Raw genomic sequence first — 24,734 nt, 5'->3', positions numbered from 1 at the left:
GGCCGCCGCAGTGCGCAACTGCGGCGGCCCGCCGGGCTGCTAACGGTCAGAACCACCAGCCGAACAGGCCGTGGAGGATGCGTCCCAGCAGCCCCAGCTCGCGACCTTCGCAGCCCTCTCGGCCATGATGCCCCTGCCGGCCGTGATGGCCTTCACGGCCCTCGTTGCCGAACCGACCGAAGCCGAAGAAGCCGCACTCGTCGTGGCGGTGACGGAATTCGCGGCCGTGGTGGCCACGACCGTGGTCTCCGCTCACCGTAACGGTCTGGGCCTGAGGAGCGGCCTCGGCCATACCGGCAACGGGAACGACGGTCGCGGCGGCCAGCGCCGCGGCGGCCAGGGAACGCCCTATGAACTTACGCATTGCGTTTCTCCTGATTGGCAGGAAATCGGACAACGTGATGGGTACCTCGCGCCGCGGCGTTCTTCGCAGGCGCGGCCCGCGGCCACTCCAACGGCCGCCGCAATTGAGCCGATCGAGGCAGCACCGGGACGTCGGGGCGGGCCCTCGACCAGGGAGAATCCGCGGGTCACCGGGGCGTGCGGTCAGTGCTTGCGGGCCCGGCTCGGCTGGACCCGGGCCGGTTCGCCGGGCATCTTCGGGTGGTCCGGGGGGTACGGCAGGTCGCCCAGGCCCTCGTCCGCGGCCTGCCGGTCGGCCAGTTCCAAGAGGGACTCCAGACCGAAGGCGTGGTCCGCCATGTCCGCGTGTACGTCGCCGAGTTCGGCGAAGCGGGGCGGCACCGTCCGCAGGTCGAAGTCCTCGGGCACCGCGTCGGCCAGCTCTTCCCAGTGCAGCGGGGTGGAGACCGTCGCCCGAGGGCGGGCGCGCAGCGAGTAGGGCGAGGCGATGGTGCGGTCGCGGGCCATCTGGTTGTAGTCGACGAACACCTTCGCGCCGCGCTCCTCCTTCCACCAGGCGGCGGTCACCAGCCGTGGCAGCCGCCGCTCCAGCGCCCGGGCCACCGCGATGGCCGCCCGTCTGACCTCGGTGAACGTCCAGCGCGGGCGGATCGGCAGGTAGACGTGCACGCCGCGGCCGCCGGAGGTCTTCGGCCAGCCGCGCAGCCCGTGCTCGGCGAGCAGGGCGCGCAGTTCGTGCGCGACGGTGACGGCGTCGGCGAAGTCGGTGCCGGGCTGCGGGTCGAGGTCGATCCGGAGTTCGTCGGGGTGTTCGGTGTCCGCGCGGCGGACCGGCCAGGGGTGGAACGTCAGACAGCCCAGGTTGGCCGCCCAGATGACGGCGGCGGGTTCGGTGGGGCAGATCTCGTCCGCGAACCGGCCGCTGGGGAAGGCGATCCGGGCGGTGGGCAGCCAGTCCGGCAGCCCCTTGGGGGCCCGCTTCTGGTAGAAGAACTCGCCCTCGACGCCGTCCGGGAAGCGCTGCATGGTGGTCGGCCGGTCCCGCAGGCCGCGCAGCACCCCGTCGGCGACGGCCAGGTAGTACTGGGCGACGTCCAGCTTGGTGAAACCCCGCTCGGGGTAGTAGGTCTTGTCCGGGTTCGAGACGCGCACCGCGCGACCCGCGACGTCCAACTCCACCGCTCGGGTTCCGGCCATGCCTCCACGCTAGGTTCCGCCGGGTGCCCCCGCGCGTCGGGCGGTCCGCCGGCGAAGGGGCCCCTCCCGGCGGGCGGGAACGCCCGCCGGCCCGCAGGATCGGGACCATGGACCTGCCCGTGATGCCCCCGGTCTCCCCCATGCTCGCCAAGCCGGTGGCGAAGATTCCCGCCGGCATGCAGTACGAGGCCAAGTGGGACGGTTTCCGCGTCCTCGTCTTCCGGGACGGCGACGAGGTCGAGCTGGCCAGCCGCACCACCAAGTCGCTCAGCCGCTACTTCCCCGAGCTGCTGACGGCGGTCCGCACCGAGCTGCCGCCGCGCTGCGTGCTCGACGGCGAGATCGTGATCGCGCACGACGGCCGGCTGCACTTCGAGGAGCTGCTGGAGCGCATCCACCCGGCCGCGTCCCGGGTGCGGACGCTGGCCGCCCGCACGCCCGCCTCGCTGATCGCCTTCGACCTGCTGGCGCTGGACTCCGACTCGCTGCTGGCCGCACCGCAGACGGACCGCCGGGAGGCCCTGGTCGAGGCGCTGCGCCCGGCCCGGGCGCCGGTGCACACCGCGCCCGCCACCACCGACCGGGAGCTGGCGCAGCGGTGGTTCGGCCAGTTCGAGGGGGCCGGGCTGGACGGGGTGATCGCCAAGCCGCTGGACCTGCCGTACCGGCCGGGCGAGCGCGTGCTGTACAAGGTCAAGCACGCCCGCACCGCCGACTGCGTGGTCGCCGGCTACCGCCTGCACAAGAGCGGGCCGGTTCTCGGCTCGCTGCTGCTCGGGCTGCACGACGACGCGGGGCACCTCCAGCACGTCGGGGTGTGCGCGTCGTTCCCCATGGCCCGGCGGCGCGCCCTGGTCGAGGAGCTGGCGCCGCTGCGGATGGCCGACGACGAGACCGCCGACCACCCCTGGGGCGACTGGGCGGACGGGGCGGCGCACGCCTCCCGCCGGATGCCGGGCGGGCCGAGCCGCTGGAGCGGGGGCAAGGACCTGTCGTGGGTGGCGCTGCGGCCGGAGCTGGTGTGCGAGGTGGGCTACGACCACATGGAGGGCAGCCGGTTCCGGCACACCGCGCAGTTCCGCCGCTGGCGACCCGACCGGACGCCGGAGAGCTGCACCTACGCGCAGTTGGAGGAGCCGGTCGGCTACGACCTGGGGGAGCTGTTGGGCGACTGACCCGGTGCGGCCGGTCAGCCCTCCGGTGGCCAGCGGCGGCTCTCCCCCGGGGCCAGCCGGTCCACCACCTCGGCGAGTTCCCAGCAGACCTGCTCGATGCCCCGGCGGATGGTGTTCTGCTCGGTGACGATCGCCGACAGCAGCAGCGCGGTGAGCGCGGCCGAGGCATTGAGGGCCTGAAGGTTGACCATGGTCTCCAACAGGCTCAGGCCGCGGAACGGGCCGTACCGGCCGCTCGCCGCGCTGATCGCGAAGACCGAGGTCACCAGGACGCACGGCGCCGCGCCGACCAGTTGGAACCGCAGCGCCGCCCACACGATCACCGGGAACACCAGGAAGAGCAGGGACAGCGGGGACCGGGTCATCACCAGCGACACCAGCACCACGGTCCCCAGCAGCGCGGCCGCCTCGACCCACCGGTACAGGGGCATGTCCCGCGGCGGCCGGAACGTCCGGAAGGCGAGCACCAGCGGGGTGATCACCAGGACGCCCATCGCGTCACCGGCCCACCAGGAGGCCCACGTGCGCCAGAAGTCCCCGGTGGGCAGCGCCCCGGTGAGCACCTGGGTGCCGCTGCCCAGCGTGGCGCTGAGCAGCATCGCGGCGAAGGCGCCGAGGGCCACCAGCGCCACCCCGTCCCGCAGCCGGTCGAGTTCGATGCGGAAGCCCACCCGGCGCAGCATCAGACAGGCGCACACGGGGGCGGCGGTGTTGCCCGCCACGACGCCGATGCCCGCGACGTCCAGGCTGGTGAGGGTGGAGATGACCAGGAGGGTGCCGACGGCGATGCCCGGCCACATCCGCAGGCCGAGCAGGAGCAGGAAGCTCAACGCGATGCCCGTGGGCGGCCACAGGGGGGTGACCACGGCGCCCGCGACCACCACCTGCTCCAGCAGGCCGACCTTCGCGACCCCGTAGTAGACGGCGGCGAGCGCGAGGTTCCCCAGGACTGCCGGAGCAAGCCGACGGAATTCCCCGGTGCGCACCACACCCGCCATCAGACAACGCCGGTGGCCGGGCACCGGACGCGACACGCTCGCGCGCTCCGCGCTTCACCCGGCCCCGTGCCGCGCCGCGTCGTGGCGCAGCACGATCACCGCGGCGTCGTCGGTGTGGCCGGTCAGCTCGGCGACGCACATCACCGCGCCGGCGACCTCGGCGGGATCGGCCCCCGCCTTGGCCCGGACCAACCGGGCCACCTGCGCCAACCCGGCCTCGATGGGGAACGACGGCCCCTCGATCACCCCGTCGGTGAACAGCACGAACGCACCCGCCGCGGTGATCCGCCGGCGGGTGACCGGGTAGCGCTGCCCGGGCAACACTCCCAGCGGGATGCCTCCGGGGTCCTCGATCAGGCTCCAGCGCCGGTCGGTGGTCGCCCAGACGCCGGGGACATGCCCGGCCCGGGCGCTGCTCAGCTCCCAGGTCGCCGGGTCGAAGCGGAGGAAGGTGCAGGTCGCGAAGAGTTCGCAGTCGATGGACAGCAGCAGGTCGTTGGCGCGGCTGAGCACCTCGCCGGGGTCGGCGGCGTAGGCGGCGACGGCCCGCAGCCCGATCCGGATCTGTCCCATGAACGCGGCGGCCTCGACGTCGTGGCCCTGCACGTCGCCGACGGAGAAGGCCAACGATCCGTCCGGCAGCGCGAACCCGTCGTACCAGTCGCCCCCGACGGCGAGGCCGTGCCGGGCGGGGGCGTAGGTGGCGGCGGTGCGCAGACCGGGCAGCTCCGGGAGGGCGCCCGGCAGCATCTCGCGCTGCAGGGCCTCGGCCAGCTCCACCCTGGCCCGTTGGAACTCGGCGCCTTCCCGCGCCTGGGCGGTCAGCCGCCCCAGCGTGCTGAGCAGGTCGTCGGCGCTCGCCGACCGCGGGGGACGACGCCGAAGCATGGCCCCATCATATTTCGGGGGTGCGGCATCCGCTTGACGGCCTACGGACGGCCCGTGGGCTCAGGCGGCGGCCTGCCGGGCGGCGCTGAGCTGGCCGACGCCTGAGCGCACCGCCCAGAAGAAGACCGCCAGCGCGACGGCGGCGACGGTCAGCGAGTCGTACGGGGCGGGCAGGTGCCCGGAGCCCTTGAAGGTGCCCAGCCAGGACAGTGCGGTGAGGGCCAGGAGGTAGACCACCAGCCACGCGCCGGTGCGGAGTTCGGCCGCGAGCGGGCGCCGGGGTCCGGCGCCGTCGTCCACCGTCGCCCGGGCGCCGGGCCGCCGCATGCCCAGGAACAGCAACAGTCCGGCCAGGACCAGCGGCAGCGCCAACCGGAGGTGCTGCCAGCCCGACCAGTAGACGAACTCGCTGGCCACCACGAAGCTCAGCGGGGCGATCCAGCGCAGTCCCGGCACCCACCCGGCGGTGCCGCCGCCGGCCTCGGTGCGGAAGACCGCCACGGCGACCGCGGAGGCCGCGTAGATCAGCAGGTACATGTCGCCCATGACACTGACGATGTCCTGCCAGCCGCCGAACGGCAGCAGGAACAGCACGATCACGACGAGGTTGATCACCAGCGCCCGGCGCGGCATGCCGGAGCCCTCGTCGACCTTCATGAAGTAGCGGGGGATGGTGCCGTTCTTGGCCAGCGCGTAGGTGTGCCGGGCGTCGATCGCCACCCCGACGTAGGCCGAGCCGCCGGGCGAGAGCACCGCGTCGGCGTAGAGCAGGGTGGAGAGCCAGTGCAGGTTGAGGATCAGGGCCAGTTGACCGAAGGGCGAGTCGAAGGAGACGCCCTGCCAACCGCCGCCGAGGAGGTGCTCGGGGACGGTGAACAGGTAGGCGACCTGGAGCGCCAGGTACATCAGCAGGGCGAGGCCGATGCCGGCCAGGACGGCCCACGGGAGGGTGCGGCGGGGGTTGCGGGTCTCGCCGGAGAAGTCCAGCGGCGCCTGGAAGCCGTTGACGGAGTAGACGATGCCGCCGCCGGCCAGCGCGGTCAGGCAGGCGACGTAGCCGTACGGGGCGAAGCCGCCGTGGTCGGTGAGCCGGCCGGCGTGCCAGCCGGAGGCGACCAGGGCGAGGACGGTGGCGACCGGCACCGCGATCTTGAAGATCGAGACCAGGGTGTTGAGCCGCGCGAACAGCCGGACCGCGAACCAGTTCAGCGCGGTCAGCAGCACGGTCAGCCCGCACGCCAGCGCCAGCCCGGCGAGGGTGAGGGTGTGGCCGTTGTAGAGGCCGGGGAGGTAGTGCGCGGTGTACTGCATGATGGCGCTGATCTCGGCGGCGGTGCCGCCCACGGAGAGCAGCACCGACCAGCCGATGAGCGTGCCGACCAGCCGTCCGTTGGCGAACAGCGGCCACCGGACGGTGCCGCCGCCCTCCGGCCGGGACGCGCCCAGTTCGATCATGACCAGGGCGACCAGTCCGCACAGCAGGCCCGCGCCGATCCAGGAGAGCAACGCGGCCGGGCCGGCGGTCTGCGCCGCGTACATCGCGGCGAACAGCCAGCCGGAGCCGACGATGTTGGAGAAGCCGATCCCGGTCAGTCCCCAGAACCCCAGGTCGCGCCGCAACCGGCGCTCCTGCGCCCGCACTTCGGGCCCGGCGCCCTCGACGGACCCGCCCGATACCTGACGTCCCGCCACGGAACGGCACCTCCACTCGCTGTCTGCGCTGGTCAGGACCCTACTCGACATGTTCGCGCCAGCGGGTGGCCGTTTGTTGCAGCAACGTGAAGCGTGCCTGCGCCGGGCTCGCCGACCGGTGCGGCGGACGGGCGGTGTCCCTCGCCGGGCCCGTGGTGTTCGCGGCGGCCCCGGCCGGGTGCGCGCTCGCGGCGTCGGTCCCGGCACCGGTCGACCGCCGCCCGCCCGCTGCCGTCCCGTCCTGCGCGCCGGTGCCCCGGCGTCCGCGTCAGGCGGTCACGCGCAGGTCCAGCAGCCCGCCCAGCAGGAGGTGCGAGCCCGGTGGTTGCGCAGTTGGAGGTCGGTGAGTCCGCTGTCGGGGGGCTCCTTGTGCGGGCCGTCGGCGAGCGCGCGGGCCTGGGCCAGCCGGCCGTACACGACGACCAGCAGCGCGGCCAGCTCCTCGGGCTCGGCATGGCCCCGGACGATGCGCAGCGGCAGTTCGGCAGGGTCCTCGGTCGGGCGGGTCACACGGCCGACGCTAGGAGCGGGTGTCGGCGGCGGCGCGGCGGCCTGCGCCGTTCGGCGGCCGGGCGGCCACCCCAAGCGTGATTTCGATGGGCCCGGCCGTGTTGTTCCCGGAGCGCGCGAGGCCGGCGGCGAGGATCGCGGCTCGGATACGGACACGCACACCGGCGGCGCAGGTCGCAGTGGGGATGGTCGGGCGATGAGACGTGAGCGGACCGGCGACGACCGGAGCCAGGCGCAGGACGACGGGCGCCGGGGGTTCCTCAAGTACGCGGCGGGGGTCGCGGGAGTGGCGGCCGGCGCCGGGCTGGGCGGCTGCCCGGCGGCGGTGGCCGTGCCGGCGGGCCGGTCGGCGGACGACGGGGCGCCGCACGGGCCCGCGCCGCAGCGGGCCTCGGACGGCCGGACGCTGCCCCCGGACCGGGTGCCGTTCCACGGGCGCCACCAGGCCGGCATCCTCACCCCGCAGCAGTTGTTCTCCGGCTTCGCCGCGTTCGACGTGCTGGTCCAGGACCGGGCGGGCCTGACCCGGCTGCTCAAGGAGCTCACCGAGCGGTGCCGGGTGCTGACCGCCGGGGTGAAGCCGAAGGACGAGCGGACGGCCGCGGAGCCGCAGACCCCCGACTCGCTGACCGTCACGGTCGGCTTGGGGGCGTCCCTCTTCGACGACCGGTTCGGGCTGGCCGGCCACAAGCCGCGGCACCTGAAGGCGATGCCGGCGTTCCCCAACGACCGGCTGGAGCCGGCGCGCTGCCACGGCGACCTCTCCCTCCAGGTCTGCGCCGAGCACCCGGACGCGATCGTGCACGTACTGCGCGACCTGGCCCGGTACACGCACGGCATGATCCGGCCACGGTGGCGGATGGACGCGTTCATGAACCCGTCCCGCCCCTCGGGCTCGCCGCGCAACTTCCTCGGCTTCAAGGACGGCATCGTCAACCCCGACACCGCCTCGCGGGCCGAGATGGACCGGCTGATCTGGGTGACGCCGCCGTGCGGGGAACCGGACTGGGCCGAGGGCGGCAGCTACCAGGTGCTGCGGCTGATCCGGTTCCACTCCGAGTCCTGGGACCACGAGCCGGTGGACCGTCAGGAGAAGATCTTCGGCCGGCACAAGGCCAGCGGCGCGCCCCTGGGAGGCGTCAAGGAGGACGACGCGCCGGACTACCACGCCGACCCCGAGGGCCGGGTCATCCCGCTCGACGCGCACATCCGGCTCGCCAACCCGCGCACCCGGCACACCGACAAGTCCCGCTTCCTGCGCCGGAGTTACAACTACGACCAGGGCTACGACCGGCGCGGCCGGCTGGACCTCGGGCTGGTCTTCTGCGGCTACCAACAGAACGTGCAGCGGCAGTTCGCCACCGTCCAGCACCGCCTGCGGCACGAACCGCTGGCCCGTTTCATCACCCCGGAGGGCGGCGGCTACTTCTTCGCCCTGCCCGGCGTGCGGGACGAGAAGGACTGGTTCGGTTCCCGGTTGATGCGGGACACCCACTAGGCGCGCGGGCCCGAGGCCGCCGGCGGGACGAGGGTGGCCAGTCCGTCGAGGAGCCATTCCAGTACCTGCTCGAAGGACTGCTCTTCCGGGGCCAGGCGTTGGGGGTCGGCGGCCCACCTGCTGAAGTGGGGGTGGTGGCCCTCTGCCGCGATGCGCGCGAGGTAGGGGGCCGCGGCGGCGTCCAGGTCGCTGTCGGCGCGGAAGCCGACCCGGGCCCGCATGGTCTGCTCCTCCAACAGGGCGAGCCCGGAGCCGAGGGCGTGGCCGAGCACCGTCGAGACGAACCTCATGCGCCGCGCCGCGTCCAGTCCGAGCGGTTCGAGTTCGGCCAGCGCGGTGTCGTAGAGGCGCAGGGCGTTGGGCCCCATGGGGGGACGACTGAAGGCCAGGCGCGCGAACCACGGGTGCCGCTGCACCGCGTCCCAACTGGTGCGGCCGAGCCCGCGCAGCGCGTCCCGCCAGCCCTGCCCCTGCGGCACCGTCATCTGGCCGTAGACCTCGTCGGTCATGAGGTCGACCAGACCGTCCTTGCTGCCGACGTAGCGGTACAGGGCCATGGGGCTGCGCACGCCCAGGCGCGTGGCGAGCGCCCGCATGGTGATCTCGCCGGGCACCTGCTCGTCGGCGAGTTCCAGCGCGGCGGCCACGATGCGCTCGCGGCTGAGCTGCTCGGTGGCGCGTGGCGGCGCGGGCTCGTCGAACCACACCAGCCCACCGGATGCGGGCCGGCGTTCAGAAGGAGTCATGGTCCGGTCACTCTAACGTGGTGTACGTTGTCCACCATGAGTGGACAACGTACACAGGCGACGGAAGCGCTCGTGGTGGGCGGCGGACTGGTGGGGCTCACCTCCGCGTTGGTGCTGCGCCATCACGGCGTGGCGGTGACCGTGGTGGAGAAGCGGTCGACCACCTCGCCGCAGCCCAAGGCCCGCCGCTTCCACGTGCGCAGCATGGAGGTCTTCCGCGAACTCGAACTGGCCGGCCTGGTCCACCGGGCGGCCCGGGACCTCGCCGGCCACCACCAGATGGCCGCGGGGCGGACCCTGGTCGAGGCGGAGCTCCTGCCGCCGTGGCAGCCGTCCGGTGCGGGCGGCGCCGTCGTCGACGTCAGTCCGGAGGAGCCCTGCCTGATAGCCCAGGACGTGTTGGAGCCGGTGTTGCGCGACGCCGCGGTCGCGGCCGGGGCCACGGTGCGCTTCGGTACCGAACTCGTCTCCCTCGCGCAGGACGAGGACGAGGACGAGGTCGTCGCCCAACTCCTCGACCACGGCAGCGGGGAGCGGTCCCGGCTGCGGGCCCGCCAGGTGGTCGCCGCCGACGGCGCCCGCAGCCCCCTGCGCGAGGCGCTCGGCATCGGCCGCTCGGGCCGCGGGCCCGTGGGCGAGCCGAACGTGAGCGTCTACTTCCACGCGGACCTCGGCGCGGTCGTCGAGGGCCGGGAGTTCAACCTCTGCCAGATCGAGCACCCGGACGCCCCGGGCGCACTGGCCTCGGTCGACGGCCGCCGCCGCTGGGTGTTCATGGGCCCCGGCGACTCCACGGACCGGGACTGGCCCGCCGTGCTCCGCACCGTGCTCGGCGTCGCCGCCCCGGACCTCGACGTCCGCAGCGTCCTGCCGTGGCGGGCCGAGATGCTCGTCGCCGACCGCTACTCCCGCGGCCGGGTCCACCTGGCCGGCGATGCCGCGCACGTCATGCCGCCCTTCGCGGCCAGCGGCGCCAACACCGGCATCGCCGACGCCCACAACCTGGGCTGGAAGCTCGCCGCGGTGCTCCACGGCCGGGCGGCGCCGGCACTCCTGGACAGTTACGACGCGGAGCGGCGGCCGGCCGGCTGGTTCGCGGCCGACCAGTCGAGCCGCCGCACCCAGGGCCTGCGCGCGCTGGCGGCCGGCCCCGACCCCGCGCTCGCCCACCCGTTCGTGCTGGCCGCGGGCGGTTTCCAGTACGCCGAGGGGGCCCTCGTCCACGGTCCCCAGGGGCTCGACGACCCGGAGCCGATCTCCGCGTTCGAGCCGGTCGGCCGGGTCGGGACCCGCATCCCGCACCGCTGGCTCGACCGGGCCTGCACCCGGTCGACGATCGACCTCGCCGGGCCCGGCTGGGCCCTGCTGACCGGGACGGGGACGCCGGTCGCCGAGCCGGGTCCGGGCGGCCTCGCGGTGCACCGCCACGACGTGGACTTCCTGGCCGCCGGGGAGTTGCTGCTCATCCGGCCGGATCACGTCGTCGCGTGGCGGGGCACCGACGCCGCCGCGGCCACCGCGGCCTTCGTCGGGCTGTTGACCGGCCGGCACGCCGCGCCGGAGCCCGCCGGGGCGTAGCGCGGGGGCGAGCCCGCAGGTCAGCGCGGTGTGTGGGGGTCGGGCCGACCCGCGCGCGGTACCGGCCCCGATGGCCGCGACGGTCGGGCCCGTGCGGTGCCACAGTGGAGGTTGTGGACGTCACAGAAAGGTGGCCACCATGCTGCTACTGGGACTGCTTCTCCTCGCTGCTACCGGCGCGTTCATCGGCGTGCTGATCGCCGACAACCTCGCCGGCGGACCGGACTACACCGTGGCGGTGTTCGGCAACCGGATCACCACCATGAACAGCCTCGCGATCTTCCTCGCCGGAATCGCGCTCACCTTGATCCTGGGCCTCGCCCTGGCCATGATCACAGCCGGCATGGCGCGGGGGCGCCGGCGCCGTACGGTCGTCCGCGAAGCCCGGACGGCCACCGCGGCGCGCGGCCCGGCCGACGAGGCGCCCGCGGCGGCGGGCGGCACCGCGACCAAACCGCCCAAGCGCCACCACTTCCGATTCGGCCACTGAGCGACCGGGGCCCGGTCGTCGCCGGCACGGGTTCCGCGCCGGCGACGGCCCCCGGTCAGCAGCTCAGCTTGTCCCCCGGCGTGGTGCCGAGGATCTGCACGAAGTTCTTGTAGTTGTCGATCCGGTTCTGCACCTGGGCGGGGTTCCCGCCGTTGCACTCCAGGGAGCCGTTGATGCTGCGGATGGTCTCCCCGAAGCCGGCGCCGCTGACCATGGCCTGGTGCGCGGTCATGGTGCCCGGACCCTTCTGGGTGTTCCAGTACCACAGCGCGGTCTTCCAGGCGACGGCCGGATCCTGCTCCACCAGGTAGGGGTTGTTCAGCAGGTCGATCCCCAACGCGTCACCCGCGGCCTTGTAGTTGAAGTTCCAGCTGAGCTGCATCGGCCCGCGTCCGTAGTAGGCGGCCTGTCCGGCCGGACATCCGTACGGCTGGGTGGCGTCGCAGTAGTGCGGGTAGTTGCCGGTGTTCTGCTCCACCACGTAGACCAGACCGCCGGTCTCGTGGCCGACGTTGGCCAGGAAGGCCGCGGCCTCCTGGCGCTTGACCGTGTCGCTGCCGGTGTTGGCGAACTCCGGGTAGGCGCTCAGTGCGGCGGTCAGGCCGGCATAGGTGTAGAACGGGTTCCGGTTCGGGAACATCTGGTTGAACTGGGCCTCGCTGACGACGAATCCCTCCGCCCGGGTGGCGGCGCCGGCCGGGGCCGTGCAGGACGGGCAGTCCGCCGTGGCCGCCGCGGGCGACGCCGGTACGACGAGGGCGAGGCCCACGGCCATGGTGGTGGCGCTCAACAGGGCGGCGAGGCGAGTTCTCATGGCGGTGACTCCTTCGTGCGGCGCCGGGCTCCGGCGGACGGTCCGGCGGCCGCGGTGGGGGGAAGTTCCGTACGAGAGGTGCATGTTGACGCACCGTCACCAGCCGTCGGTCGCGAGGATCGACGGGAACGGCGGTCTAGACCAGGTCACCCTACGAGTGGACATGTGAGCATGTCCATACCAATCCGTGGATCAGTCGGTGCGGCGGCGCGAACCGGCCGCAAGCGCCCGCTCACGGGCCCCCGGCCGCCGTCCGCGGGCCCGACACCCGCCCCCGCTCAACCTCCCGCGATCCCCCGCCGGCCGGCCGGCCCCCGAGGAAACACCCCCACCTTCCTGGCCGGAGGACCCCAGGCGCCTCCGCAGCACGTCCGCGCACCCCACCCTCCGCCCCCACCACCGTCTCCGCCGGCTGGTCGACCCTCTGGCGCCTCGGCTGACTCCCGGGCGGCTCCGCCGTGATCAGCGAACGCGACACCTCCACGCTCTCCGGCTCGGACACGGTGTTCCGGATCGAGCTGCGCCAACGACAATCGCCCGACAACTGCCGGCGCTTCAGCGGCAGTTGTCGGGCGATGGGTGGGCGACGGGCGGACGGTGGGCAGGCCGGCCCCGGTCCGTCGGCCGCCCGCCCGGGACCGGCGGATCCGATTCAGCAGATCCGGTTCAGCAGATCCGGGGCAGTTGCTCGCCCAGCGGCAGGTCGACCACGCGCGTGCCGCCGAGCGGCGTGCGGGCCACCACCATGCCGGGGTGGGCGGCGACCGCCTCACCGATCACCGCGGCCCCGGCGCCCAGCGGGTGGGCGCGCATCGCGTCCAGCACCGCGTCGGCGTGCTCGCGGGGCACGAACGCGACCAGCTTGCCCTCGTTGGCGACGTACATCGGGTCGAGGCCGAGGATCGCGCAGGCGTTGGCGACGGCCGGCGGGACGGGCACGGCGCGCTCGTCGATGACCACGCCGGTGGCGGAGGCGGTGGCGATCTCGTTGAGCGCCGCGGCCAGTCCGCCGCGGGTGGGGTCGCGCAGCACGTGCAGGTCGGGGGTGACCGCGAGCATGGTCTGGACGAGTCCGCCGAGCGCCGCGCAGTCGCTCTCGATCTCGACGCCGAACTCCAGGCCCTCGCGCACGCTCATGATGGCCACGCCGTGCAGGCCGATGGGCCCGCTGACGATCACCACGTCCCCGGGCACCACCCGCTGCGGACGCAGGTCCACGCCGGGCGGGACCACCCCGATGCCGGCGGTGTTGAGGTAGATCCCGTCGCCGTGGCCGGCCTCGACGACCTTGGTGTCCCCGGTGGCCACCTCCACGCCGGCAGCCCGGGCCGCGGCGCCCATCGCGTCCGCGACACCGGCGACCACCGGCATCTCCACGCCCTCCTCCAGGATGAAGCCGCAGGAGAGGTAGGCGGCCCGGGCGCCGCTCATGGCGAGGTCGTTGACGGTGCCGTTGACCGCGAGGTCACCGATGCTGCCGCCGGGGAAGAACAACGGCCGCACGACGTAGGAGTCGGTGGAGAAGGCCAGCCGCTGGCCACCGAGCGCGAAGACCGCGGAGTCGCCGAGCTGGGCGAGGAGTTCACCGCCGAACGCCGGCGCGAAGATCTGCTGGACGAGTTCGGCGGAGAGCGCCCCGCCCCCGCCGTGCCCCATGACGACGCGCGGCGTCTCGCGCAGCGGCGTCGGGCAGGTCCAGCCGGTGATGTCGACGGTGGGCAGGTCCCGCGGGCCGTGCGCAGCGGTGGGGGCCTGGGGGGTGGTGTCAGACAACGGGGGTCGCCTCCAAGAGGGTCGGCGTGCTGCCGAGCCGGCGGTACAGGAAGTAGGCGGCGCAGGCGCCCTCGCTGGAGACCATGGTGGCGCCGAGCGGGTTGCGCGGGGTGCAGGTGGTGCCGAACGCCTCGCACTCGTGGGGTTTGATCAGCCCTTGCAGGACCTCGCCGCTGCGGCAGGCCGCGGGCTCGCGGGTGGCGATGCCCTCGACCGAGAAGCGGTGTTCGGCGTCGTAGTCGCGGTAGCGCTCGGAGAGTCGCCAGCCGCTGGCGGGGATGGTGCCGATGCCGCGCCAGGAGCGGTCGGCGACCTCGAAGACGTCGGCGAGCATGGCCCGGGCGGCCGGGTTGCCGTCGGCGCGGACGGCCCGCGGATAGGCGTTGTCGACGGTGTGCTCGCCGCGCTCCAGTTGCCGGACGGTGCGGCGGATGCCCTCCAGGATGTCCAGCGGCTCGAAGCCGGTGACGACGATCGGCACCCGGAAGCGGTCGGCCAGCGCCGGGTACTCGTCCATGCCCATCACGCTGCACACGTGTCCGGCGGCCAGGAACGCCTGGACCCGGCAGCTGGGCGAGGTCATGATCGCCTCGATCGCGGGCGGTACCCGCACGTGCGAGACCAGCATGCTGAAGTTGCGGATGCCCAGCCTGCGGGCCTGATAGACCGTCATGGCGTTGGGCGGGGCGGTGGTTTCGAAGCCGATGCCGAAGAACACCACCTCGCGCTGCGGGTTCTGCTGGGCGATCTTCAGGGCGTCGAGCGGGGAGTAGACCACGCGCACGTCGCCGCCCTCGCTGCGCACCCGGAACAGGTCGCGGTCGGTGCCCGGCACCCGGAGCATGTCGCCGAACGAGCAGAAGATCACGTCCGGGCGGGCGGCGATCTCCAGCGCCTTGTCGATGACGGCCAACGGCGTGACGCACACCGGGCATCCGGGCCCGTGGATCAACTCGACCTCTTCGGGCAGGAGTTGGTCGATGCCGTGCCGGATGATGGTGTGCGTCTGGCCGCCGCAGACCTCCATCAGCGCCCACGGGCGGGTCACCGTGGCGCGGATGTCGTCCAGCAGTCGCCGGGCCAGCTCCGGGTTCTGGAACTCGTCGAGGTACTTCACTGCCGCGCCTCCTGCGCCTGTGGTCCGTCCTGGCCGGCGGCCGCTTCCCACGGATCGCCGAACTCCTCCTGGAGCAGCCCGAGTTCCTCGAACAGGGCCAGGGTCCGCCGGGCCGACTCCTCGTCGAGCCGCTGGAGCGCGAAGCCCACGTGGACGATCGCGTACTCACCGACCGCGAGGTCCGGCACGTATTCCAGGCACACCTCCTTGACCACCCCGCCGAAGTCGACGGTGGCCATCCGGGTGCCGTCCCGTTCCTCGATCTCCATCACCTTGCCGGGCACCGCCAGGCACATGGCTCCTCCTCGTCGTGCGGGTGCGGATGCGGGTTCGTGGGGTCAGGCGCCGCGCCGGCGGGCCGCGACCAGCAGTTGGCCGAGCGCCAGCCCGCCGTCGTTGGGCGGGACCAGCCGGTGCCGCAGCACGGTGAAGCCGTCCTGCCGCAGCATCCGGGCCGCGGTCTCGGCCAGCAGCGCGTTGCCGAAGACCCCACCGGTCAGTGCCACGGTCGCCAGGCCGGTGCGTTCCCTGGCCAGCCCGCAGCAGCGCCGGACCAGTGCGGCGACCGCGGTGTGGAAGCGCGCGGCGACCAGCGCCGGGTCGGTGCCGGCGGACACGTCCTCGACGACCGCGGCGAGGACCGGGCCGGGGACGGCGACCAGCGCGGCGCCGGTGCCGGCCGCGGTGCCGGTGCGCAGCGCGAAGGTGTAGCCGGGGCCGCGGTCGTCACCGACGGTGCGGGCGGCGGCCTCCAGCGCGACGGCGGCCTGGGCCTCGTAGCCGGCGTGGTGGCAGATGCCGGCGAGCGAGGAGACCGCGTCGAACAGTCGGCCCATGCTGGAGGTCGGCGCGCAGTTGAGGTCGCGCTCCAACTGGCGTTCCAGCAGGCGTAGTTCGTCCGGCGGGCAGGCGCCGACCGGAGGCAGCTCCGCGGTCCATGGCAGGCCCGCGGCGTGCAGGTGGGCCAGGGCCATCCGGTAGGGACGGCGGACGGCGGTGTCGCCACCGGGCTGCGGCACGTAGTCGAGTTGGGCGAAGCGGCGGTATCCGGCGTAGTCGGCGAGCAGGATCTCGCCGCCCCAGATCGCGCCGTCGTCGCCGTAGCCGGTGCCGTCGAAGGCGACTCCGATCACCGGCTGCCGGCCGTCCAGCCCGTGTTCGGCCATGGCGGCGGCGATGTGGGCGTGGTGGTGCTGGACCCGGACCAGCGGCCGGCCGGCGGTGTGTCGGCGGGCCCACTTGCCGGTGCGGTAGGCGGGGTGCAGGTCGGTGGCGAACAGGCGCGGCCGGACCCCGGTGATGGTCTCCAGGTGCGCGCCGGCCCGTTCGAACGCCAGCTGGGTGGCCAGGTCGTCCATGTCGCCGATGTGCGCGGACAGCCAGGCCCGGTGCCCCTCCCCCAGGCACAGCACGGTCTTGAGGTCGCCGCCGGTGGCCAGCGCCGGCCGCACCGGCACCGGGAGCGGCACCGGGTACGGTGCGCAGCCGCGCGAGCGCCGGACGTAGAGCGGTTCGCCGTCGCTGATCCGGACCACCGAGTCGTCGCACGGGACCTGGATCGCCCGGTCGTGGCCGAGCCAGGCGTCCGCCAGGTTCGCCAGTCGCACCACAGCGTCGGCGTCGTCGGTGACGAGCGGGTCGCCGGCCACGTTGCCGCTGGTCATCACCAACAGCCGGGGTCCGCGCGGGTCACCGGGCAGGCCGAACAGCAGGTGGTGCAGCGGGGTGTAGGGCAGCATCAGCCCGAGGTCGGGGCAGCCGGGGGCGACCGCCGCGGCGACCGCGGGCGCCCCGGGCGCGGGTCCGGCGGCGCGCCGGCGCACCAGCACGATCGGCCGCACCGGCCCGGTGAGCAGCGCCCGTTCCTCCACCCCGAGGTCCACCAGCCCCGCCACGTCGTCGACATGACGGGCCATCAGGGCAAATGGTTTGTCGCCGCGTGCCTTGCGGCGGCGCAGTTCCCGCACCGTGCGGTCGTTGCCCGCGTCGCAGACCAGGTGGTAGCCGCCGAGCCCCTTGACGGCGACGATCGCGCCCTCGGCGAGCAGCCGCCGGGCCCCCGCCACCGGGTCGCCGGGCACCGGTCGCGGTGCACCGCCGGGGTCGTCCGGGTCGGCGGCCCGCAGGTGCAGCCGCGGGCCGCAGTCGTGGCAGGCGACGGGCTGGGCGTGGAACCGTCGGTCGGCCGGATCGGCGTACTCGGCCGCGCAGCGCGGGCACATCGGGAAGCCGGCCATGGTGGTCTGGGCGCGGTCGTAGGGCAGCGCCCGCACGATGGTGAAGCGGGGGCCGCAGTGCGTACAGGTGACGAAGGGGTGCCGGTAGCGGCGGTCGGCCGGGTCGGTCAGCTCCGCCAGGCAGGCGTCGCAGGTGGCGGCGTCCGGGGCGACCAGGGTGCGGGCGGGGCCGTGGGCGTGGGAGGGGAGGATGGCGAAGCCGGTGCCGCCGGTGACCGCGATGTCCTCGCCGTCCACCGCCTCCACGACCGCCAGCGGCGGCGCCTCGGCGCGCAGTCGGGCGCCGAAGCGGTGCAGCGCGCCCGGGGGTCCCTCGACCTCGGTGACCAGGCCCTCGCCGGTGTTGCTGACGTGGCCGCTCAGGCCCAGCTCGGTGGCGAGTCCGTGGACGAACGGGCGGAATCCGACGCCCTGGACGATGCCGCGCACGGTGATCCGACGGCGGGCGGCGGCCGCGTCGACATCGACGGGGCGCCCGGTGCGCAACGCTCCGGCGATCGGCGCCTGCCCCGCGCTTCCGGCGCCTGCCTGCGGCAGCGGAGTCGATGCCTCGGGGGCGGGCGCGAGAGGGTGTGGAGCGGTGCGTGCACCGGGCTGCCCGACGGTCATGAGCGGCTCGACCCCACCGTGCCGCGCTCGCCGATCCGGTCTTCGGGGTCGTCGTGCAGGTGGTGCGACTGGCGGGTCATCACCGGGATGTGCGCCGGGCCGTCGTCCCGGGCGGCCAGCGCCCGCTCCAGCAGCGTTCCGACGCCCTCACCGCCGCGGACCGAGGTGCGGACCACCTCGGCGCCGGGGTTGACCCGCTCCACGTTGGCGCGGAACGCCACCTCGTCGAACTCCACCGCCGCCGCGATGTCGGTCTTGGTGACCAGGACCAGGTGGGCCAGGCCGAAGGCGGTGGGGTACTTGAGCGGTTTGTCCTCGCCCTCGGTCACCGACGCGAGCACCACCCGCAGCGTCTCCCCCAGGTCGTAGGAGGCGGGACAGACCAGGTTCCCGACGTTCTCGACGAACAGCAGCCGGGTGCCGGTGGGCAGCCAACCGTCCAGGTGCCCGCCGAGCATCTCGGCCTCCAGGTGGCACAGGCCGTCGGTGAGCACCTGCTTGACCGGAACCCCGGAACGGGCCAGGCGGACCGCGTCGTTCTCGGTGGCGAGGTCGGCGGTGAGCGCCGCGACCGGCACCCCGCGTTCCCTGGCCAGGGTCAGTTCGCGTTCCAACAGGGCGGTCTTGCCGCTGCCGGGGCTGGAGAGCAGGTTGACGACCGCGGTTCCGCGCGCGGCCAGTTCCTCGCGCAGGGTGTGGGCGCAGGCGTCGTTCTTGGCGAGCACCGCCTGCTGCAGGTCAAGGACACGGCACATGGGATCAACGCTCCTCGTGTGTCGGAGGGGGTGCCGGGGCGTCCAGCCAGCTGACGTCGGCGATCCGCAGTTCGCGGCCGGACAGCAACTCCACGGACGCCCCGCCGCACCCGGGGCAACTCAGGCGCGGCGGCATGCCCGCCGGCCAGGTCCGGTCGCAGGAGGCGCAGCGGGCGCGGGCCGCGACCGGTTCGGTGATCAGCTCGGCGCCGGCCAGGACCGTGCCCTCGCAGGCGAGTTGGAAGGAGAAGGCCAGGGCGTCGGGGACCACGCCGGCCAGTTCGCCGACCAGGAGCCGGACGCGGCCGACCGCGCTCGCGCCGGCGGGCCGTACCGCGCTCTCCACCTGGTCGACGACCGCCAGCGCGATGGACATCTCGTGCATCGGCCCGTCTCTCTCTGGTGTGCCGACCGGTTGCCGCCGGCCTCATTAGACGGTGCGGCCCCCGGGCGGACCGGGTGCCTCGCCGGGGTGGCGCGGCGGCATACACCGTTCGGTGCAGCCGCACCCGCCACCCGTGGGACCGGGCCGCGTCACATGGCGCGCATCCGCAGGTAGCGCCGGACGTCGGGCAGGTTGCGCAGGGCCAGTGCGAGAGCGGCGGCCAGGACGCCGCCGAGGGCGAACTTCAACATGGTGTGGTGTTCCTCTCCGTGGTGGCCGGGGCAGCGGTGGCGGCCGGCTCCGATGCGTCGGTCCCGGCGCCGACCAGCCGCAGCACGAGCCGGACGGCCTCGTCCACGGCGGCGGCGACCGGCGGGCTCAGGCCGATCCCTTCGGCGGTGTCGGCGGGTTCGCAGCCGACGACCAGGACGCGTTCCGGGCGCCGCGCGCCGGTGCCCGCGCTGAGCGTGTCGAGCAGCGCCAGGACGGCGTCCGGGGTCATGTGGTGGGCGTCGATCGGGGTGGTGCCGGGGCGGGGGGCGGCGTCGGCCGGGTCGGTGGCGTCGAGGAGGTAGAGCGAGCCGGGCTCGCCGCCGCGCGCCGCGGCGTCCACCAACAGCACCGTCGCGTAGCCGTCCAGCATCCGATAGGCGAGGTGGACGCCGCGGACGCCGGCGTCGACGAGTTCCACCCCGTCGGGGAGGGCGTGCGCCCCGAGCGCGCGGACCGCCTCGACGCCGAAGCCGTCGTCGCCGAGGAAGATGTTGCCGACGCCCGCGACCAGCGTGCGGCCGGGCGGCGGGGGGACGGGCGCGGCGCTGTTCACTCGTTCTCCAGGGGCGCGAGTTCGTCGGGTTGGAAGTAGAGGAAGCGGCCCTGTGCGCGCCGGATGTCGGCGCCCGGGTCGCCGTCGACGGTCACCGCGAGGTGCACTCCGCCGTCCACGTCGTGCAGGACCGCCTCGACCTGCGCGGCGCGGCCGTGCAGGAAGAGGTCCTGGGCGTCGGTGCGGCGGCGTCCGGGGCGTAGGACGACGCGGCTGCCGGCCCCGACCGAGCGGCCGTCGAGGGTGATCCGGTCGGTGAGCGGGTCCACGTCGCGGTCGCCGCCCGGGTCCCACCAGGGCGTGTCGGGGCGGTCCGGTGCCGGCGCCGGGTCGGGCCCGGTGACCTCGCGCAGCGCCCGGACGGCACCGTGCAGCCGCTCCAGCACCTCGGGCGGCATGTCGTCGGCGAGGTCGATCACCTCGGCGGCCCGGGGGTCGGTGCCGCGGGCCTCGCGCTTCTCCTGGTCGGTCAGGGCCGCGGTGCGCAGGGCGAGGATCTCGTCGATCTCCAGGGAGTCGTAGAGCGCCCCGGGGCTCTCGGGGGCGATCGCCGGGTGGTCCTCCAGGATGATCGGGGCGGACAGCATCACCTCGGCGCTCCCGGGCGGACCGGCCAGCACCGGCCAGGTGTGTTCGTTGCGGCAGTCGGCGACCGCGCCGCGGGCCCATTCGGGCGGGTCGGTCTGGGAGTGGAACCGGCCGGCCGTCACGCCGAGGAAGAGGTGCGCGGCGACGAGGGAACGGGGCAGCGCCGCGTCCCGGTCGTCGGCCGCCGGGTCCGGCACCCAGCCGCTGGTGTTCCGCACCGTCGCGGTCAGCTTCAGCACCGCGTACGGGCCGGCGACCTCCTGCGCGGTCAGCCGCAGCACCGCGCTGATCTCCTCGCGGCGGCGCACCAACCGGCCGACGACCCGGCCGTCCGCGTCGTGCACCGACTCGGTGTCCTCGCCCGGGGGCCAGACCAGCGGGACGGTGACGCCGTCCCCGGCGAGGTCGGCGACGGCCACGTCGAGCGGGCAGCGTTCCTCGGTGCCCTCGTCCCACGGGACCAGTACCCGGTCGGGCAGCTCCAGTTCCGCGACGGTCTCGAACTCCCCGTCGGGGGTGCGCCGTTGGACGGTGCGGTGCTGGGTGCGCAGGAACCGCAGCTCGACGGCGAGCCGGGCGCCGGCGCGGGGTTCGACGAGGCATTCGGTGCGCTGGTGGGAGTGTTCGGCCCGGTCGGTGCCCCAGCCGGGCGGCACGAGGACGCCGAACTGCCAGCGCAGCCGGTTCTTGGCGGCGGACGCCCGGTAGGGGTAGAGGACGTAGCCCTCGAAGAGCACGGCGTCCGCGACCTGCCGGGCGGCGGCGAACCGGTCCGCCGGGGTGTCCGTGGGCGCGGTGGTGGTCACGGTGCGGTCCTTTCGGTGGCGGGGCGGACGACGGCGCTGGGGAAGCCGCGGGAGCCCGGCCCGCTGCCCTCCGCGGCGGCCAGCAGCGCCGCGACGGTGGCCTCCCAGGACGGCAGGGCGTGCCGGGACCGGAACGCCAACAGCGCGTCCAGGCTCTCGCGCGGCAGCCGCAGCCAGCCGCAGCCGGGGAAGTGGGTGTCGGTCATCTCCCGCCACACGGCGGTCGGGAGCCGGCACTCGGCTTCCTTGTGCCAGGGCACCGGGGAGACCTGGAAGCCGCCCGGGCCGGAGAAGACGGTGCCGGAGAAGAGCAGCAGCAGCGGGACCTCGCCGTCGCGCAGGGCGTGCATGTAGCGGCCGGCAGCGACCTCCAGGTCGTAGCTGCACGGGACCGGCAGGTCCACCTCGCTCTCGCCGGTGAAGCCGGGGACCACCTGGGAGACCTGGGCGAACTGGAGCGGCTTGAGGGTGTTGCCCCACCGGGACCGGGCGCCGAAGAGGTCCGCCAGCGCGGCGGTCTCCTCGGCGTCGTAGTCGCGGCGGGCCGGTTCGATGCGCAACTGGCAGCGCAGCGCCAGGGCGTGCACCCGCGCCCCGTCGGCGGCGGAGATCTTCAGCCGGAAGAGGAGCGTCGGGGCGGCGGCGTAGCGGTCGGCGCGGACGCCGGTGCAGACGAAGGACAGCTCGGTCACGGCCGCCGGGCCTCCTCGCGCGGTTCGCGGGCCCGGCAGGTGACGTCGGCGAAGAAGTCCGCCAGGGCGGCGCGGGCCTCGGCGCCGCCGTCGAAGCCGCGCCACAACAGCCGCAGCCGGCCGGTGAGTTCGTAGGCAAGGTCGACCGGGATCAGATGGCAGTCGGTGCGGTCGTCGTCGCGGTGCAGCAGCAGGGCCTCGACGTCGGGTGCGAGCAGGTCGGCGAGCCGGGTGGCGTCGCGGACGGCCTGCCAGGCGGCCGGGTCGAGTTCGCTCTCGGTGGCGCCGGCCGGGCTGGGGTAGAGCGCCACCACCCGACCCAGGGCGGTGTTGTCCAGCAGGAAGGCGACGCCGACGGGGATCCGCAGCCGGTCCCAGACGACTTCGTCGAGGCGGTGCGCGGGGTCGGTCAGGAAGCGGTCCGGGACGGTGCGGAACTGTCCGCCGCCGGCCCCCGGCCGCTCGAAGAGCAGCGCGCAGTGCGGGCAGGCGCAGGCCAGTCCGCGGTTGCGGGTGTCGACCAAGTGGCGGTGCCGGCCGCCGAGTTCGGCGCCGCACAGTTCGCAACGTTCGGGCGACGGGGGCGCGGGGGCCCGGAAGCGCCGCAGGCCCCGGTGGGCGGCGGCGGTCGGCGGGGCGCTCACGTCGCCGGGGCGACGGTCGGCGGACGGCGGGAGATCTGGAGCAGGGGCGGCTCCGGCGCGACGGCCCGGGTCTCCCATCCGACCGAGGTCACCTCCGGTGCGAAGCACGACAGCGCGCCCTCGACCGCGGACCGGTCGGCCCCGCCGCCGCACCCGCAGCCGCCGGAGGCGCTCTCCAGCAACCGCAGCGCCCCGGTCTCCGGGACGAACTCCTCGACCGTGACGGCGTCCTGGCTGCGGGCACTGGCCAGCGCCCGGTCGATCCGGGTGGCGGCGTCCTCCGGGTGCAGGTCGTGCAGCACCAACAGGCTGCTGACCAGGGCGTCGCCCAACAGGGCGGCCCGCGGCCCGGCGTCGCCGGTGCGCCGCTCGACCAGTTGCATGACGCGGGTCAGCCCCGCACCGTAGAAGTCCATCAGGACCCGGACGAGTTCCTCGGCGGTCGACACGGTCGCGGCGTCGCCCTGCCCGGCGAGCCGGTCCAGCAGTTCCTCGACCCGACGGCCGGTCAGTTCGGCGTCCGGGGCGGCGACGGGCGCGGTCATCCGGCCAGCCCGCTCAGCCCGGTGGGCACGTGCATGGTCTCGACGGTCCGGCCGCCGACGTACATGTGCACGCCGCAGGGCAGGCACGGGTCGAAGCTGCGCACCGCCCGCATGATGTCGATGCCCTTGAAGTTCTCCGGGGAGTTCTCCTCGAAGATCGGGGTGTTCTGGACGGCGTCCTCGTAGGGGCCGGGGGTGCCGTAGGAGTCGCGGGTGCTGGCGTTCCAGGGCGTCGGCGGGTACGGGTGGTAGTTGGCGATCTTCCCGTCGCGGATGACCATGTGGTGCGACAGGACACCGCGCACCGCCTCGGTGAAGCCGCACCCGATGGACTCGTCGGGCACCTCGAACTTCTCCCACGTCTGGGTGCGTCCGGCCCGGACCTCCTCCAGCCCCTGCTCGGCGAAGTGCAGTGCCATGGCCGCCGCGTACGCCTGGAAGTAGGTGCGGGCCCGGTTGCGCTCCAGCGCGTTGCTCCACTTCGGGATCTTCCACTCGAAGCGGGTCTCGGGCCGGGTCATGCTGCGCGGCAGGTCGATGACGACGCTGTGGCCGGTGGCCTTGACGTACGGGGTGTCGACGAGCCCGGAGAGCGCGGTGGACCACAGGCGGGCGATCGGACCGCCGCCGGTGTCCAGCGCCAGGTGCTCCTTGCCGTCGAACCAGCGCGGCGACATCACCCAGCTGTACTTGTCGTTGAAGTCCCGCTTCTGCGGGGCGGGGATGGTGTGCTGGTTCCAGGGGTGGCGCGGGTCGATGGGGTTGCCGAGCGGGTCGTGCGTGACGAACTGCTCCTGGCCCTCCCAGTCCTGGTAGTAGGAGCTGCCGAGCAGGATGCGGATGCCGAGGTTGATCTCGGTGAGGTCGTTGGTGACCAGCTTCCCGTCCACGATGATGCCGGGGGTGACGAACATCCGCCGACCCCAGTCCGTCATGTTGCGGTAGGTGAAGTCGCAGTGCTCGGGGTCGTTGAGGGCGCCCCAACAGCCGAGCAGCACCCGCCGCCGGCCGACCTCCTCGTAGCCGGGCAGCGCCTCGTAGAAGAAGTCGAAGAGGTCGTCGTGGAGCGGCACCACGCGCTTCATGAACTCGACGTAGCGCATCAGCCGGCTGAGGTAGTCGGTGAAGAGCTGGACGCTGGCGACCGTGCCCACGCCGCCCGGGTAGAGCGTGGAGGGGTGCACGTGGCGCCCCTCCATCAGGCAGAACATCTCGCGGGTGTAGCGGCTGACCTGGAGCGCCTCGCGGTAGAACTCGCCCTCGATGGGGTTGAGGGAGGTCATGATGTCGGCGATGGTGCGGTAGCCGTGCTCGCCGGCGTGCGGGGCCTCGGTGCGCTGGGCCAGTTCCCAGACGCCCGGGTTGGTCTCCCGCACCATCTTCTCGCAGTAGTCGACCCCGACCAGGTTCTCCTGGAAGATGTTGTGGTCGAACATGTACTCCGCGGACTCGCCGAGGTTGATGATCCACTCGCCGAGGTGCGGGGGCTTGACGCCGTAGGCCATGTTCTGTGCGTAGACGGAACAGGTGGCGTGGTTGTCGCCGCAGATCCCGCAGATCCGGCTGGTGATGAAGTGCGCGTCGCGCGGGTCCTTGCCGCGCATGAAGACGCTGTAGCCGCGGAAGACGGACGAGGTGCTGTAGCACTCGGCGACGCGCTTCTGCTTGAAGTCGATTTTGGTGTGGATGCCCAGGCTGCCCACGATCCGGGTGATCGGGTCCCAGGACATCTCCGTCAGACCGCTGCCGTCACCGGCCGTCTTGGTCTTCGGTGCCATTTCTGTGCCATGCCCTTCTTCGCGTGCCGG

The 24,734-nt window shown here is 73.8% G+C and carries 25 protein-coding genes; 4 read left to right on the top strand and 21 right to left on the bottom strand.

The features are described from left to right. Positions 1-46: 46 nt before the first annotated feature. Together ABD385_RS22395 and ligD are read right to left on the bottom strand one after the other, a co-directional pair. Entirely contained in the window at positions 47-397 is a 351-nt protein-coding gene (locus ABD385_RS22395; protein ID WP_344578958.1) for a hypothetical protein, read from the bottom strand. A 149-nt stretch (positions 398-546) separates the two neighbouring features. Further along, a complete protein-coding gene (gene ligD / locus ABD385_RS22390) occupies positions 547-1,560 on the bottom strand; it encodes a non-homologous end-joining DNA ligase (protein WP_344578956.1) in 1,014 nt (337 codons plus the stop codon). Between the two features lie 107 nt (positions 1,561-1,667). Between ligD and ABD385_RS22385 the strand changes: the two genes are divergently transcribed. After that, the gene (locus ABD385_RS22385) at positions 1,668-2,735 is read left to right on the top strand and encodes an ATP-dependent DNA ligase (protein ID WP_344578954.1); all 1,068 of its coding nucleotides are present in this window, start codon (positions 1,668-1,670) and stop codon (positions 2,733-2,735) included. A 14-nt stretch (positions 2,736-2,749) separates the two neighbouring features. On the opposite strand, the gene ABD385_RS22380 is transcribed toward ABD385_RS22385, so the two are convergent. From ABD385_RS22380 to ABD385_RS22365, 4 genes are all read right to left on the bottom strand, one after another. Continuing rightward, positions 2,750-3,724, bottom strand: a complete 975-nt coding sequence (locus ABD385_RS22380; protein WP_344579227.1) for an MASE1 domain-containing protein — start codon at positions 3,722-3,724, stop codon at positions 2,750-2,752. Between the two features lie 63 nt (positions 3,725-3,787). Beyond that, complete coding sequence (locus tag ABD385_RS22375; protein ID WP_344578952.1) at positions 3,788-4,621, bottom strand: PP2C family protein-serine/threonine phosphatase; 834 nt, start codon at positions 4,619-4,621, stop codon at positions 3,788-3,790. Positions 4,622-4,681: 60 nt separating this feature from the next. Further along, a complete protein-coding gene (locus tag ABD385_RS22370) occupies positions 4,682-6,241 on the bottom strand; it encodes an APC family permease (RefSeq protein WP_344579224.1) in 1,560 nt (519 codons plus the stop codon). A 348-nt stretch (positions 6,242-6,589) separates the two neighbouring features. Then, positions 6,590-6,823, bottom strand: a complete 234-nt coding sequence (locus ABD385_RS22365) for an acyl-CoA carboxylase subunit epsilon (RefSeq protein ID WP_344578950.1) — start codon at positions 6,821-6,823, stop codon at positions 6,590-6,592. 196 nt (positions 6,824-7,019) lie between these two features. Here ABD385_RS22365 and ABD385_RS22360 point away from each other — a divergent pair, with 196 nt between their 5' ends. Continuing rightward, on the top strand, positions 7,020-8,321 hold the full coding sequence (locus ABD385_RS22360) for a Dyp-type peroxidase (protein WP_344578946.1): 1,302 nt from the start codon (positions 7,020-7,022) through the stop codon (positions 8,319-8,321). On the opposite strand, the gene ABD385_RS22355 is transcribed toward ABD385_RS22360, so the two are convergent. Continuing rightward, on the bottom strand, positions 8,318-9,067 hold the full coding sequence (locus tag ABD385_RS22355; protein ID WP_344578943.1) for a TetR/AcrR family transcriptional regulator: 750 nt from the start codon (positions 9,065-9,067) through the stop codon (positions 8,318-8,320). The two genes, ABD385_RS22360 and ABD385_RS22355, sit on opposite strands and share 4 nt — an antisense overlap. 36 nt (positions 9,068-9,103) lie before the next feature. Here ABD385_RS22355 and ABD385_RS22350 point away from each other — a divergent pair, with 36 nt between their 5' ends. Then, the gene (locus tag ABD385_RS22350) at positions 9,104-10,645 is read left to right on the top strand and encodes an FAD-dependent monooxygenase (protein ID WP_344578940.1); all 1,542 of its coding nucleotides are present in this window, start codon (positions 9,104-9,106) and stop codon (positions 10,643-10,645) included. 139 nt (positions 10,646-10,784) lie between these two features. Further along, positions 10,785-11,135 (top strand): hypothetical protein, encoded by a 351-nt coding sequence (locus ABD385_RS22345; RefSeq protein ID WP_344578937.1) that lies wholly within the window; start codon positions 10,785-10,787, stop codon positions 11,133-11,135. 55 nt (positions 11,136-11,190) lie between these two features. On the opposite strand, the gene ABD385_RS22340 is transcribed toward ABD385_RS22345, so the two are convergent. The 14 genes from ABD385_RS22340 to ABD385_RS22280 form a co-directional block, all read right to left on the bottom strand. Further along, positions 11,191-11,949 (bottom strand): chitinase, encoded by a 759-nt coding sequence (locus ABD385_RS22340; protein ID WP_344578934.1) that lies wholly within the window; start codon positions 11,947-11,949, stop codon positions 11,191-11,193. Positions 11,950-12,615: 666 nt separating this feature from the next. Further along, positions 12,616-13,722 (bottom strand): hydrogenase expression/formation protein HypE, encoded by a 1,107-nt coding sequence (hypE, locus tag ABD385_RS22335; protein ID WP_344578932.1) that lies wholly within the window; start codon positions 13,720-13,722, stop codon positions 12,616-12,618. After that, positions 13,715-14,839, bottom strand: a complete 1,125-nt coding sequence (hypD, locus tag ABD385_RS22330) for a hydrogenase formation protein HypD (protein ID WP_344578929.1) — start codon at positions 14,837-14,839, stop codon at positions 13,715-13,717. The genes hypE and hypD overlap by 8 nt, the downstream gene beginning before the upstream one ends. Further along, positions 14,836-15,135 (bottom strand): HypC/HybG/HupF family hydrogenase formation chaperone, encoded by a 300-nt coding sequence (locus ABD385_RS22325; RefSeq protein WP_016570315.1) that lies wholly within the window; start codon positions 15,133-15,135, stop codon positions 14,836-14,838. Before ABD385_RS22325 ends, hypD begins: the two co-directional genes overlap by 4 nt. A 42-nt stretch (positions 15,136-15,177) precedes the next feature. After that, positions 15,178-17,685 (bottom strand): carbamoyltransferase HypF, encoded by a 2,508-nt coding sequence (hypF, locus tag ABD385_RS22320; protein WP_344578926.1) that lies wholly within the window; start codon positions 17,683-17,685, stop codon positions 15,178-15,180. After that, a complete protein-coding gene (gene hypB / locus ABD385_RS22315; RefSeq protein WP_344578922.1) occupies positions 17,682-18,440 on the bottom strand; it encodes a hydrogenase nickel incorporation protein HypB in 759 nt (252 codons plus the stop codon). The genes hypF and hypB overlap by 4 nt, the downstream gene beginning before the upstream one ends. Positions 18,441-18,444: 4 nt before the next feature. Beyond that, on the bottom strand, positions 18,445-18,825 hold the full coding sequence (locus ABD385_RS22310) for a hydrogenase maturation nickel metallochaperone HypA/HybF (protein ID WP_344578919.1): 381 nt from the start codon (positions 18,823-18,825) through the stop codon (positions 18,445-18,447). Positions 18,826-18,974: 149 nt separating this feature from the next. Next, complete coding sequence (locus tag ABD385_RS41355) at positions 18,975-19,076, bottom strand: DUF6893 family small protein (protein WP_413471176.1); 102 nt, start codon at positions 19,074-19,076, stop codon at positions 18,975-18,977. Further along, positions 19,070-19,651: a hydrogenase maturation protease gene (locus ABD385_RS22305; RefSeq protein ID WP_344578915.1), complete on the bottom strand. Its 582-nt coding sequence runs from the start codon at positions 19,649-19,651 to the stop codon at positions 19,070-19,072. Before ABD385_RS22305 ends, ABD385_RS41355 begins: the two co-directional genes overlap by 7 nt. Further along, positions 19,648-21,045, bottom strand: coding sequence for a hypothetical protein (locus ABD385_RS22300; protein WP_344578913.1), 1,398 nt, complete (start codon positions 21,043-21,045; stop codon positions 19,648-19,650). Before ABD385_RS22300 ends, ABD385_RS22305 begins: the two co-directional genes overlap by 4 nt. Then, on the bottom strand, positions 21,042-21,737 hold the full coding sequence (locus tag ABD385_RS22295; protein ID WP_344578911.1) for a DUF6084 family protein: 696 nt from the start codon (positions 21,735-21,737) through the stop codon (positions 21,042-21,044). The genes ABD385_RS22300 and ABD385_RS22295 overlap by 4 nt, the downstream gene beginning before the upstream one ends. Then, on the bottom strand, positions 21,734-22,381 hold the full coding sequence (locus ABD385_RS22290) for a DUF5947 family protein (protein ID WP_344578910.1): 648 nt from the start codon (positions 22,379-22,381) through the stop codon (positions 21,734-21,736). The genes ABD385_RS22295 and ABD385_RS22290 overlap by 4 nt, the downstream gene beginning before the upstream one ends. Next, on the bottom strand, positions 22,378-22,926 hold the full coding sequence (locus ABD385_RS22285; RefSeq protein WP_344578909.1) for a hypothetical protein: 549 nt from the start codon (positions 22,924-22,926) through the stop codon (positions 22,378-22,380). Before ABD385_RS22285 ends, ABD385_RS22290 begins: the two co-directional genes overlap by 4 nt. After that, positions 22,923-24,704 carry a nickel-dependent hydrogenase large subunit gene (locus tag ABD385_RS22280; RefSeq protein WP_344578907.1) on the bottom strand — a complete coding sequence of 594 codons (1,782 nt, stop codon included), beginning with the start codon at positions 24,702-24,704 and terminating at the stop codon, positions 22,923-22,925. Before ABD385_RS22280 ends, ABD385_RS22285 begins: the two co-directional genes overlap by 4 nt. Between the last annotated feature and the right edge of the window lie 30 nt (positions 24,705-24,734).

The sequence above is a fragment of the Streptomyces lunalinharesii genome, assembly GCF_039532155.1.
Taxonomy (GTDB): domain Bacteria; phylum Actinomycetota; class Actinomycetes; order Streptomycetales; family Streptomycetaceae; genus Streptomyces; species Streptomyces lunalinharesii.
Note: the sequence above shows the minus strand (reverse complement) of the source record. Positions and strands in the feature narration are given on the sequence as shown.